The sequence below is a fragment of the Escherichia sp. KTE52 genome, from assembly GCF_000408325.1.
Lineage (GTDB): Bacteria > Pseudomonadota > Gammaproteobacteria > Enterobacterales > Enterobacteriaceae > Escherichia > Escherichia marmotae.
Genome location: NZ_KE138680.1, coordinates 2,424,086 through 2,434,910 on the forward strand (window position 1 = coordinate 2,424,086; position 10,825 = coordinate 2,434,910).

Annotated in this window: 14 protein-coding genes, 1 tRNA gene and 1 pseudogene; 5 read left to right on the forward strand and 11 right to left on the reverse strand. The window is 50.9% G+C overall.

Annotated elements, in window-relative coordinates; all coding sequences use genetic code 11:
- The first annotated feature begins 8 nt into the window (after window positions 1–8).
- Window positions 9–824: an oxamate carbamoyltransferase subunit AllH family protein gene (locus A1SC_RS00690; protein ID WP_016263019.1), complete on the forward strand. Its 816-nt coding sequence runs from the start codon at window positions 9–11 to the stop codon at window positions 822–824.
- A complete protein-coding gene (locus A1SC_RS00685; RefSeq protein WP_000855393.1) occupies window positions 821–1,720 on the forward strand; it encodes a carbamate kinase in 900 nt (299 codons plus the stop codon). The genes A1SC_RS00690 and A1SC_RS00685 overlap by 4 nt, the downstream gene beginning before the upstream one ends.
- Window positions 1,721–1,833: 113 nt before the next feature.
- Here the strand turns inward: A1SC_RS00685 and purK are convergent, their stop codons facing one another.
- The 5 genes from purK to ppiB form a co-directional block, all read right to left on the reverse strand.
- Window positions 1,834–2,901 (reverse strand): 5-(carboxyamino)imidazole ribonucleotide synthase, encoded by a 1,068-nt coding sequence (gene purK / locus A1SC_RS00680; protein WP_016263020.1) that lies wholly within the window; start codon window positions 2,899–2,901, stop codon window positions 1,834–1,836.
- Window positions 2,898–3,407, reverse strand: a complete 510-nt coding sequence (gene purE, locus A1SC_RS00675) for a 5-(carboxyamino)imidazole ribonucleotide mutase (RefSeq protein ID WP_001295318.1) — start codon at window positions 3,405–3,407, stop codon at window positions 2,898–2,900. The genes purK and purE overlap by 4 nt, the downstream gene beginning before the upstream one ends.
- A 95-nt stretch (window positions 3,408–3,502) precedes the next feature.
- Window positions 3,503–3,832 (reverse strand): hypothetical protein, encoded by a 330-nt coding sequence (locus A1SC_RS00670; RefSeq protein WP_016263021.1) that lies wholly within the window; start codon window positions 3,830–3,832, stop codon window positions 3,503–3,505.
- A gap of 111 nt (window positions 3,833–3,943) precedes the next feature.
- Window positions 3,944–4,666 (reverse strand): UDP-2,3-diacylglucosamine diphosphatase, encoded by a 723-nt coding sequence (gene lpxH, locus A1SC_RS00665; RefSeq protein WP_000212261.1) that lies wholly within the window; start codon window positions 4,664–4,666, stop codon window positions 3,944–3,946.
- A 2-nt stretch (window positions 4,667–4,668) separates the two neighbouring features.
- Entirely contained in the window at window positions 4,669–5,163 is a 495-nt protein-coding gene (ppiB, locus tag A1SC_RS00660) for a peptidylprolyl isomerase B (RefSeq protein WP_000256002.1), read from the reverse strand.
- 173 nt (window positions 5,164–5,336) lie between these two features.
- On the opposite strand from ppiB, the gene cysS reads away from it, so the two are divergent.
- Complete coding sequence (cysS, locus tag A1SC_RS00655; RefSeq protein WP_000912352.1) at window positions 5,337–6,722, forward strand: cysteine--tRNA ligase; 1,386 nt, start codon at window positions 5,337–5,339, stop codon at window positions 6,720–6,722.
- Between the two features lie 41 nt (window positions 6,723–6,763).
- Here the strand turns inward: cysS and A1SC_RS00650 are convergent, their stop codons facing one another.
- From A1SC_RS00650 to A1SC_RS25990, 4 genes are all read right to left on the reverse strand, one after another.
- A complete protein-coding gene (locus tag A1SC_RS00650; protein ID WP_016263022.1) occupies window positions 6,764–7,294 on the reverse strand; it encodes a metal-dependent hydrolase in 531 nt (176 codons plus the stop codon).
- A gap of 108 nt (window positions 7,295–7,402) precedes the next feature.
- On the reverse strand, window positions 7,403–7,615 hold the full coding sequence (ybcJ, locus tag A1SC_RS00645) for a ribosome-associated protein YbcJ (RefSeq protein WP_000190288.1): 213 nt from the start codon (window positions 7,613–7,615) through the stop codon (window positions 7,403–7,405).
- A 1-nt stretch (window position 7,616) separates the two neighbouring features.
- Window positions 7,617–8,483 carry a bifunctional methylenetetrahydrofolate dehydrogenase/methenyltetrahydrofolate cyclohydrolase FolD gene (gene folD, locus A1SC_RS00640; RefSeq protein WP_000729173.1) on the reverse strand — a complete coding sequence of 289 codons (867 nt, stop codon included), beginning with the start codon at window positions 8,481–8,483 and terminating at the stop codon, window positions 7,617–7,619.
- Between the two features lie 52 nt (window positions 8,484–8,535).
- Entirely contained in the window at window positions 8,536–8,658 is a 123-nt protein-coding gene (locus A1SC_RS25990; protein WP_256734171.1) for a hypothetical protein, read from the reverse strand.
- 95 nt (window positions 8,659–8,753) lie between these two features.
- On the opposite strand from A1SC_RS25990, the gene A1SC_RS00635 reads away from it, so the two are divergent.
- Window positions 8,754–8,830 (forward strand) — tRNA-Arg (locus tag A1SC_RS00635).
- Between the two features lie 15 nt (window positions 8,831–8,845).
- Here A1SC_RS00635 and A1SC_RS0122640 read toward each other — a convergent pair.
- Window positions 8,846–9,015, reverse strand: a pseudogene (locus A1SC_RS0122640) (integrase); the annotation flags it as partial.
- 93 nt (window positions 9,016–9,108) lie between these two features.
- Here A1SC_RS0122640 and emrE point away from each other — a divergent pair.
- Complete coding sequence (gene emrE / locus A1SC_RS00630; protein ID WP_001070455.1) at window positions 9,109–9,441, forward strand: multidrug efflux SMR transporter EmrE; 333 nt, start codon at window positions 9,109–9,111, stop codon at window positions 9,439–9,441.
- 353 nt (window positions 9,442–9,794) lie between these two features.
- Here the strand turns inward: emrE and A1SC_RS00625 are convergent, their stop codons facing one another.
- Window positions 9,795–10,472, reverse strand: coding sequence for a hypothetical protein (locus A1SC_RS00625; protein WP_016263023.1), 678 nt, complete (start codon window positions 10,470–10,472; stop codon window positions 9,795–9,797).
- Between the last annotated feature and the right edge of the window lie 353 nt (window positions 10,473–10,825).

Here is a 10,825-nt window from a genome sequence, read left to right on the forward strand (position 1 = left end):
AACGCGCGATGACGATCATCCATCCTCTGCTTGCCAGTCGTAGCGCACCAGACTATCGCCAGTCCTGGCGGTTAGCGGGCGTCTGGCGGCGGGCGATTAATCTGCTGACGGAAAGCGGCGAACTGTTAACGCTGCATCGTCAGGGAAGTGGTTTCGGCCCCGGAGGATGGGTGCTTCGCCGCGCGCAATTCGATGCGTTATGCGGTGGATTACGTGGCAATGAACGACCGCAAGTTGTGGCTCAAGGGATTTGCCTCGGGCGTTTTACGGTTAAACAGCCACAGCGTTATTGTTTGCTACGTATTACGCCGCCTGCGCATCCTCAACCGCTTGCCGCTGCATGGATGCAACGCGCGGAGGAAACCGGGCTTTTTGGGCCACTGGTGTTGGCGCTAAGCGATCCGCTACCCGCTGAATTGCGCCAGTTTCGTCACTGTTTTCAGACCGCACTCAATGGCGTTAAGACCGACTGGCGGCACTGGCTGGGCAAAGGTCCGGGATTAACGCCAAGTCATGATGACACGCTGAGCGGAATGCTGCTGGCGGCCTGGTATTATGGCGCTTTAGATGCGCGCTCCGGTCGCCCGTTTTTTGCCTGTTCCGACAATCTTCAACACGTTACCACGGCGGTGAGCGTTAGTTATTTGCGTTACGCCGCCCAAGGCTATTTCGCCTCGCCACTCCTGCACTTTGTTCATGCTCTGAGTTGCCCGAAACGTATCGAAGCAGCGATTGATTCGCTGTTGGCGCTGGGGCATACGTCAGGGGCAGATACGCTGCTGGGGTTCTGGCTTGGTCAACAATTATTACAAGGAACACCATGAAAACACTGGTTGTAGCTCTTGGGGGCAACGCCTTACTCCAGCGCGGTGAGGCGCTGACGGCAGAAAATCAATATCGCAATATTGCCAGTGCTGTACCCGCGCTGGCACGTCTGGCGCGTTCTTATCGGCTGGCGATTGTTCACGGCAACGGGCCGCAGGTGGGGCTGCTGGCGTTACAGAATCTGGCGTGGAAAGAGGTGGAACCGTATCCGCTGGATGTGCTGGTGGCGGAAAGCCAGGGGATGATTGGCTATATGCTGGCGCAGAGTTTGAGCGCACAGCCGCAGATGCCACCGGTGACGACGGTGCTGACGCGCATTGAAGTTTCACCTGATGATCCGGCATTTTCGCAGCCAGAGAAGTTTATCGGTCCGGTTTATCAGCCGGAAGAGCAAGAGTCGCTGGAAACGGCATATGGCTGGCAGATGAAACGCGACGGTAAATACTTGCGCCGGGTGGTGGCATCTCCACAACCGCGTAAAATTCTCGACAGCGAAGCCATTGAGTTGTTGCTCAAAGAGGGGCATGTGGTGATTTGTAGTGGCGGCGGCGGTGTTCCGGTGACGGATGACGGAGCTGGGAGTGAAGCGGTGATTGATAAAGATCTCGCCGCTGCGTTGCTCGCCAGGCAGATTAATGCCGATGGGCTGGTGATTCTCACCGATGCTGATGCGGTATATGAAAACTGGGGAACGCCACAGCAACGCGCCATTCGCCATGCCACACCGGATGAGTTAGCGCCATTTGCCAAAGCCGATGGTTCGATGGGGCCGAAGGTGACGGCGGTGAGTGGTTATGTCAGAAGCCGTGGTAAACCCGCGTGGATTGGTGCGTTATCGCGAATTGAAGAGACGCTGGCGGGCGAGGCGGGAACCTGTATTTCGTTGTCGTCGTAGGCATTTGTGCCTGATGCGATGCTTGACGCATCTTATCAGGCCTACAACCGGTGCCGGATCGGTAGGCCGGATAAGGCGTTCCCGCCGCATCCGGCAAGAATATGAGCACCAGGTTAACTGAACTTACTCTGCGCCCAAATCACGCCGCTGGCATACTCCGGCGGCAGCAGTGGGATTAATGCTTCCAGCGTCGCGGTCAGACGCGATGTGTCGCTGTCGGTCAAATTCAGATGCCCCACTTTACGACCTGGGCGTACTTCTTTGTCGTACCAGTGCAGATGCACCAGCGGCAGTTTCAGCCAGTCATAGTTCACATCGCTACCAATCAGGTTGATCATCACCGACGGGCTATTAACCACCGGTTGCGGTAACGGCAGATCGGTAATCGCCCGCAGGTGCAGCTCAAACTGGCTGATGCTGGCACCGTTTTGCGTCCAGTGACCGCTGTTATGCACACGCGGAGCCAGTTCGTTGATCAACAGACCTTGCGGGGTGACAAAACACTCCATCGCCATCACACCGACATAACCCAGTTCCTGCATAATCGCTGACAGCATTTCTTCGGCCTGCGCCTGCTGCGGTGCATTAGCCTGCGGGAAAGCCACGCTGGTGCGTAAAATACCGTCCTGATGCAGGTTGTGCGTCAGCGGATAAAACACTGTGCTGCCATCAAAGCCGCGCGCGCCAACCAGTGACACTTCGCCAGAGAAGTTAATGCCCTGCTCGACAATACATTCGCCGTAGCATTCAGCCGGTAACTGTTCGGTTTCATCGGTGCGTAAACGCCATTGACCGCGACCGTCATAGCCACCAATACGACGCTTAACAATCGCCAGCTCACCTAAACGATCAAACACCGCAGGCCACTCGCTGCGATCGGCAAGTAACTGCCACGGCGCGGTCGGTAGGTGAAGTTTGTCGAAAAGCTGCTTCTGAGTCAGGCGATCGGCAATAATCGGGAATACATCGCGGTTCACAAAGGCCGGATGGCGCGCCAGCTCGCGAGTTAATGCAGTTTCTGGCCAGCGTTCGATCTCAGCGGTAATCACGCTTTGTTGAAAGGGCACCGCCGCCGGTTCAGCGTCCAGCCCGACCGGCCAGACAGCAATGCCTAACGGTTCGCCTGCCTGGCGCAACATACGGCCTAACTGCCCGTTACCGAGGACGCAAACCTGTTTCATGCCGCACCTCGCGGGTCCGGGTTTTCCAGTACTTCGTCGGTCTGGGCTTTGCGCCAGTCATTCAGACGCTGGTGCAGTTCTTTATCATGAGTAGCAAGAATTTGTGCTGCCAGTAACGCCGCGTTTGCCGCGCCCGCTTTACCAATCGCCAGCGTACCCACCGGAATGCCGCGCGGCATTTGCACGATGGAGTAGAGGCTATCGACACCGCTCAGTGCGGCGCTCTGTACTGGTACGCCCAGCACCGGCACCAGCGTTTTTGCGGCAATCATGCCTGGCAGGTGCGCTGCGCCGCCAGCGCCCGCAATAATCACCTGATAACCGTTCTCTTCGGCGCTTTCAGCGAAGCTGAACAGTTTATCAGGGGTGCGGTGAGCAGATACCACTTCTACGTGGTGCGGGACATTCAGGATTTCGAAGATTTCGGCGGCGAACTGCATGGTAGCCCAGTCGCTTTTGGACCCCATCACGATGGCGACACGCGCCGGATTATTGCGGGAAGACATGCGTCTTAAAACTCCTGTGGTGCACAACTCTCGGCTTTAGAGGGCACAGAGAATAGCACGGAAAGAGAGCAAGGAAAACGGTTGCGTAGGCGAGATTAACCGTCATTTGTTGAGTTTTCAATCTGATCTGCGTGTTGATTATGCGCTCTGGATGAACTGGCAAAGAATGCCCATATCAGCACAATGCTCCACGGAAAAAAGCAAATACCGACAATCAATACAAATCTTTCGACAAAACGTTGGTTATGGGGGCGGGTGAGTACTAAGTAAATGAGCCAGAAATAGACTATCCACGAAATGACCGCCGCAGCTACCAGTGACAATACGCCAAAATAGAAGCCGACAAGGCCAAACCAGCTAATACACAGAGGCGCTCCTGCCGTAAGGGCGATGCCAGAAATCAAAAATCCGTTGCAGCGTCGCATAATAATATTCCCTGTTGTTATTTCACTCAGGGACTTATTACCTTGCTGACTCAGAAAAAGATATACAGGTTGCGGTAGTCTGGCGCTTTTTCAGAATCTGTTCATTCGCGGTCAGAAAGGAAAATGGATTAGCTCAACGTCATCTGCCGTGACTTTCACCATCGAACCTTCGGTATGCCAGGCTCCCAGCACGACGCGGAAAGCAGGTTGCGCATTGGCGATGAGTTCATGCACCGCCGGGCGATGCGTATGCCCGTGGATCAGCCATTGCACCTGATGCTTTTCCATCGCACTGACCACCGCGTTTTGGTTAACGTCCATGATCGCCAGCGATTTACTGCTGTTGGCTTCTTTACTGTTTGCGCGCATTCGCGCAGCAATACGTTTACGTAAAAACAGCGGCAGGGCGAGGAATAGCGTTTGCAACCAGGGCTTGTGGACTTTGGCGCGAAAAGCCTGATAACCGACGTCATCGGTGCACAGCGTGTCGCCATGCATAATCAGCACCCGACGACCATAAAGTTCGAGCACTTTTTCTTCTGGCAATAACGTCATACCGCTTTCACGGGCAAAGCGTTTGCCGAGCAGAAAATCACGGTTGCCATGAATGAAATAACAGGGAACGCCGGAGTCGGATACCGCTTTGATCGCCGCCGCCATCTGGCGATGAAACGGGCTGGGATCATCGTCGCCAATCCATGCTTCAAACAGATCGCCAAGAATATACAGCGCGTCGGCCTTGCGGGCTTCTCCCGCTAAAAAACGCAGAAAACCGGCGGTGATCGCCGGTTCTTCCACGCAGAGATGAAGATCTGCAATAAAGAGTGTCGCCACGATTACTCGCTAACGGTCACGCTTTCAATGATAACGTCTTCTTTTGGCACGTCCTGGTGCATACCGCTACGACCGGTTGCGACACCTTTGATTTTGTCGACTACGTCCATGCCTTCAACCACTTCGGCAAATACGCAGTAACCCCAACCTTGCAGGCTCTCGCCGGAGAAGTTCAGGAAGTCGTTATCAACCACGTTGATGAAGAACTGGGCAGTTGCAGAGTGCGGAGCCTGAGTACGAGCCATTGCCAGCGTACCACGGGTGTTTTTCAGACCGTTGTTGGCTTCGTTTTTGATTGGCTCTTTGGTGGCTTTTTGCTTCATGCCCGGTTCAAAACCGCCGCCCTGAATCATAAAGCCGTTGATAACACGGTGGAAAATGGTGTTGTTGTAAAAACCTTCGCGGCAGTAGTCCAGGAAGTTTTTAACTGTTTCAGGTGCTTTATCGTCAAAAGTTTTGATGACAATATCGCCGTGATTGGTGTGGAAAGTAACCATTTTTGCATCCTGTTCCGTTTGATTGGTGCTTCAACCCGGTTCGGGTCATATATAGGGTGGTGTTATAGCATAACCGCACGATCGGATCATCTCGCAATGTATGCTGATTCGCGCGGGAAATATGGGTATTATACGCAACTCAATTACCCACACATGTCTAAACGGAATCTTCGATGCTAAAAATCTTCAATACTCTGACACGCCAAAAAGAGGAATTTAAGCCTATTCACGCCGGGGAAGTCGGCATGTACGTGTGTGGAATCACCGTTTACGATCTCTGTCATATTGGTCATGGGCGTACTTTTGTCGCCTTTGACGTAGTTGCGCGTTACCTGCGTTTCCTCGGTTATAAGCTGAAGTATGTGCGCAACATTACCGATATCGACGACAAAATCATCAAACGCGCCAATGAAAACGGCGAAAGCTTTGTGGCACTGGTGGATCGCATGATCGCTGAAATGCACAAAGATTTCGATGCTTTGAATATCCTGCGCCCGGACATGGAGCCGCGTGCAACGCACCATATCGCAGAAATTATTGAACTCACTGAACAACTGATTGCTAAAGGTCACGCCTATGTGGCGGACAACGGCGACGTGATGTTCGACGTACCGACCGATCCAACTTACGGCGTGCTCTCGCGTCAGGATCTCGACCAGTTGCAGGCAGGCGCGCGCGTTGACGTGGTCGATGACAAACGCAACCCGATGGACTTCGTGCTGTGGAAGATGTCGAAAGAGGGCGAACCGAGCTGGCCTTCTCCGTGGGGCGCGGGTCGTCCTGGCTGGCACATTGAATGTTCGGCAATGAACTGCAAACAGTTGGGTAATCACTTTGATATCCACGGCGGCGGTTCTGATCTGATGTTCCCGCACCACGAGAACGAAATTGCCCAGTCCACCTGTGCGCACGATGGTCAATACGTCAACTACTGGATGCACTCCGGCATGGTGATGGTTGACCGCGAGAAGATGTCCAAATCGCTGGGTAACTTCTTCACCGTGCGCGATGTGCTGAAATACTACGACGCCGAAACCGTGCGTTACTTCCTGATGTCGGGTCACTATCGCAGCCAGTTGAACTACAGTGAAGAGAACCTGAAACAGGCGCGTGCGGCGCTGGAACGTCTCTACACTGCGCTGCGTGGCACAGACAAAACCGTTGCTCCTGCGGGTGGCGAAGCGTTTGAAGCGCGCTTTATCGAGGCGATGAATGACGACTTCAACACGCCGGAAGCCTATTCCGTGTTGTTTGATATGGCGCGTGAAGTGAACCGTCTGAAAGCAGAAGATATGGCAGCGGCGAACGCAATGGCGTCTCACCTGCGTAAACTCTCTGCCGTGCTGGGTCTGCTGGAGCAAGAACCGGAGGCGTTCCTGCAAAGCGGCGCACAGGCAGACGACAGCGAAGTGGCTGAGATTGAAGCGTTAATTCAACAGCGTCTGGATGCTCGTAAAGCCAAAGACTGGGCGGCAGCGGATGCGGCGCGTGATCGTCTTAACGAGATGGGGATCGTGCTGGAAGATGGTCCGCAAGGAACCACCTGGCGTCGTAAGTAACACCCTCACTCTTATCCTCTCCCGCAAGGGAGAGGATACGCTCAGCGCAATTTACGCCTGCGCCACCACAATATTCCCATCACTATTATTCCTGGTAGCCATACCCACATTAGCTCTGAAATAATCACCTGATGCCCATATGGCGTGGTGTAACGCGATAACGCAAACGGCGCGACTTTAATCACCTGCCAGGGGGCGAAAAATCGTTCCTCTGACCACGGCCACAACCAGCCAACACCTTTGCCGCCAGTGGTTACCGAATCCAGCAAGCTGTGTGATAACAGCGATACGGTTAAAAATAGCCAGCAGCGAATCAGCCCCGTCCTGAACCATCGATGCCCAATAAGCACGCATAACAGCGGGACAACAAACGCAAATACCAGCGAATGAGTAAAACCGCGATGGCCAAAAACATTGCCGTAGGCAACGCCAAATTTAAACGACAATACGTCGGCGTCTGGCAGCATCGCCAGGATGATTCCGGCAAATAACAGACGCGGCGGGATGATTTTCGACCCCAACCCTAAACCAATACAAAGGGGGACGGCGGCGTGGGTAATAACGGTTGGCATGATGATTGCTTCGGCAAAATGTTGATGCTAACAGCATGAATGAAAGCAACGAAGAGGGCAAAGGTCTGAAAAGAGAATCGGCCTGCATACAGGCAGGCCGGAATGGGGTCAGGCAACAACCTGTACGCTGTGACCTGCAAAACTCACTGTCTGACCGGCGACGATTTTGCAACGTTTGCGCGTTTCAACTGCGCCGTCGACTTTCACCTGGCCTTCAGCAATCGCGATTTTCGCCTGCGCGCCGCTTTCGCTCCAGCCTTCCAGTTTCAGCAAGTCGCACAGCTCAACGTGCGGATGTTTACCTAAAGAAAATGTCGCCATGTTACTCACCCTGTGGATCATGATATTCAACGCACGCCTGTAGCGTGTTTTCAATCAGCGTGGCAACCGTCATTGGGCCAACGCCGCCAGGAACAGGCGTAATGTATGAGGCGCGCTTAGCCGCTTCTTCAAACACGACGTCGCCCACAACTTTGCCATTTTCCAGACGGTTGATACCGACATCAATCACAATTGCGCCTTCTTTGATCCAGTCACCGGGAATAAAGCCTGGCTTGCCGACGGCGACGATCAACAAATCGGCGTTTTCCACATGATGACGCAGATTTTTGGTGAAGCGGTGAGTCACGGTGGTGGTGCAACCTGCCAGTAGCAGTTCCATGCTCATCGGGCGACCGACGATATTCGATGCACCAATCACCACAGCATTAAGGCCAAAGGTATCAATGTTGTAACGCTCAAGCAGCGTGACGATACCGCGCGGGGTGCAAGGACGCAGGCGCGGCGCACGCTGGCACAGACGACCAACGTTATAAGGATGGAAACCGTCTACGTCTTTGTCCGGGTGAATACGTTCCAGTACTTTGACGTAGTCAATTCCCGCCGGAAGCGGCAACTGCACCAGAATACCATCGATGGTATTGTCGGCATTCAGCGCATCGATAAGCTCAAGCAGTTCTGCTTCGCTGGTGGTTTCAGGAAGGTCATAGGAGCGGGAGACGAACCCGACTTCTTCGCAAGCTTTGCGTTTGCTTGCGACATAAATTTGCGATGCAGGGTTGCTGCCGACCAGCACAACGGCCAGTCCTGGCGCCCGCAGTCCGGCCGCAACGCGTGCCTGAACTTTTTGAGCAACTTCAGAGCGCACCTGCTGCGCAATCGTTTTACCGTCAATAATCTTTGCTGCCATCAGAGAGAGGATTCCATCTGTTACGTAGGTCGAAGGGGATGCGTCTATTTTGTCAGAAGCGTAGCGCGCTGTCAGTTTTCGTTTTCTGAAAAGTAAAACCTTCTGTACCAGGCAGATTAACGCCGATAATGATAACCGCCGTTGGTTTGCCGTCGTAGTGAGATAAATCAGACACGACCGTACACTTGTTCAGCAACCAGTTCAAAAGCCATTGACTCAGCAAGGGTTGACCGTATAATTCACGCGATTACAGCACATCGTGGTATCAATGCGCCCTTAGCTCAGTTGGATAGAGCAACGACCTTCTAAGTCGTGGGCCGCAGGTTCGAATCCTGCAGGGCGCGCCATTACAATTCCACCAGTTACACCTTCTTTACCACCTTCATAATTTCAGAGTGGACGTATTTGGGGCATCATTACCAAAAATATCGTCTATTTTCCTCGCGTGCTCTGTCAAATGATTAGACGTAAGGTGAGCATATCTACGCACCATTTCTATGGATCCCCATCCGCCCATTCCCTGAAGCACTGATGAAGAGCATCAATGAATGCACCAGGGGGAACCAGTGAGTTAAGTTCGAACTGTAGTACAATTCCCTCCGGTATTAACAGGAATGAATATGCTATGAACCCTTATATTTATCTTGGTGGTGCAATACTTGCAGAGGTTATTGGTACAACCTTAATGAAGTTTTCAGAGGGTTTTACACGGTTATGGCCCTCTGTTGGTACAATTATTTGTTACTGTACATCATTCTGGTTATTAGCTCAGACGCTGGCTTATATTCCTACAGGGATTGCTTATGCTATCTGGTCAGGAGTCGGTATCGTCCTGATTAGCTTACTGTCCTGGGGATTTTTCGGCCAACGGCTGGATCTTCCAGCCATTATAGGCATGATGTTGATTTGTGCCGGAGTGTTGGTAATTAACTTATTGTCACGAAGCGCACCACATTAAAAATAGTTTCGTTCGAGTTTAATGAAATACGTCAGCTCGTATGTTTATACGGGCTGCTTTTTTATACTGCAGGTAAATGTTTTTTGGCAAGTGGAGCAGGGGATTGCCATATTTGTGTTTTGAATAGCAATAACAAAGTTGTAGGCAAGAAATACTGTCGGCATTTTGTGATTAAATGGTTTATAGCAATATAACAAGAAACTCTTAAGTCTGTTTGTTTTTTAAACTTCATCCACATCGTGGATAAATATGAGAACCACCCGCTGAACGGGTGGTTTTACGTAAGTTAAATTTTATAATTTCAGTGAATGTTTACGCTACAATAATACAAATGATAGTGGACAAAAACACAATCAGGCGATGGATTCACCGTAGGATGCAACTGCCTGAGCGGTGAAACCCACGCTCAATTCCTGTCTGACCCCATCATTTTTAAGCCAATAATAAATATTATCTTCTTTATTAAAAGCGTAAATTCTACAAATGCCCGCACATTCACTATTTGTTTTCCATCCACTATTAGCTACATCGCCCCATTCCTGGTAAAGTCCTGCGTTAACTTCTCGCTTAATAATATGCCCTGAATCATGATTATTATAATCGTAACTATCGATATCCTGCGCTTCGGGAAATTCTCCGTTCATTTTTTTAACCCACGGTAAAATATCTTTAACTGAATCATAGGCTTCAATGCTGTATTTGAAAAAACGCTTCACGGTAAAAATATAAATACCGGCAGATTTGTTCGTTGATTTATCAGTAGCGAAAATGGCAAAAATATTCCCGATGCACTTTTCGTCAACGTCAGGAAAAGTTACTGTGCCATCCTGACTGATCGCCAGAACATTATTGTCTGCATCAGTGCTACAGCTCCATTTTACCTTGCCATTATTAACCGGGTCATTATCAATGACCATCTTAAAGGTGGCACCTGGAAACAAGCAGTTAGGGAAATGGTAACCATTCGTCATATCATTTTTAATATCATAGATATAGTTGTCAACTAAAACGCCTGTAATTTTACTCATCATTGACTCTCTTTGTTTATTAAATAAAAGGTTTTATTCCTGTGTAAAGGAATATGCTGATATTAATGCGCTTGATGAATAATTGTTCTTATTTAAAAGTCATATAGTGGTATAAATATGATTATATAATCCCTCTGAGAAGTGGTTACGCCGCTTATTTGTGTTATATACGGGAATATCTGGAAAGTGCCAAATCGTCGCAAGCGTAATCCTGAGCCGAAGAATTGCAAGATCTGATGGCAACTATCATGTGGTGACAAATGGTAAAGCGGGTAATGATGTTTATTGTGAATATAATGGTGTAACCGCTGATAAGAATATTTGATTGGAGGGCAGATAATTAAAAGATAACGTAT

Excerpts from the sequence above, each read along its gene's own strand:
- A1SC_RS00690 (WP_016263019.1), top strand. The coding sequence starts at position 9 with ATGACGATCATCCATCCTCTGCTTGCCAGTCGTAGCGCACCAGACTAT.
- A1SC_RS00685 (WP_000855393.1), top strand. The coding sequence starts at position 821 with ATGAAAACACTGGTTGTAGCTCTTGGGGGCAACGCCTTACTCCAGCGC.
- purK (WP_016263020.1), bottom strand. The coding sequence starts at position 2,901 with ATGAAACAGGTTTGCGTCCTCGGTAACGGGCAGTTAGGCCGTATGTTG.
- purE (WP_001295318.1), bottom strand. The coding sequence starts at position 3,407 with ATGTCTTCCCGCAATAATCCGGCGCGTGTCGCCATCGTGATGGGGTCC.
- A1SC_RS00670 (WP_016263021.1), bottom strand. The coding sequence starts at position 3,832 with ATGCGACGCTGCAACGGATTTTTGATTTCTGGCATCGCCCTTACGGCA.
- ppiB (WP_000256002.1), bottom strand. The coding sequence starts at position 5,163 with ATGGTTACTTTCCACACCAATCACGGCGATATTGTCATCAAAACTTTT.
- cysS (WP_000912352.1), top strand. The coding sequence starts at position 5,337 with ATGCTAAAAATCTTCAATACTCTGACACGCCAAAAAGAGGAATTTAAG.
- A1SC_RS00650 (WP_016263022.1), bottom strand. The coding sequence starts at position 7,294 with ATGCCAACCGTTATTACCCACGCCGCCGTCCCCCTTTGTATTGGTTTA.
- ybcJ (WP_000190288.1), bottom strand. The coding sequence starts at position 7,615 with ATGGCGACATTTTCTTTAGGTAAACATCCGCACGTTGAGCTGTGCGAC.
- folD (WP_000729173.1), bottom strand. The coding sequence starts at position 8,483 with ATGGCAGCAAAGATTATTGACGGTAAAACGATTGCGCAGCAGGTGCGC.
- emrE (WP_001070455.1), top strand. The coding sequence starts at position 9,109 with ATGAACCCTTATATTTATCTTGGTGGTGCAATACTTGCAGAGGTTATT.
- A1SC_RS00625 (WP_016263023.1), bottom strand. The coding sequence starts at position 10,472 with ATGATGAGTAAAATTACAGGCGTTTTAGTTGACAACTATATCTATGAT.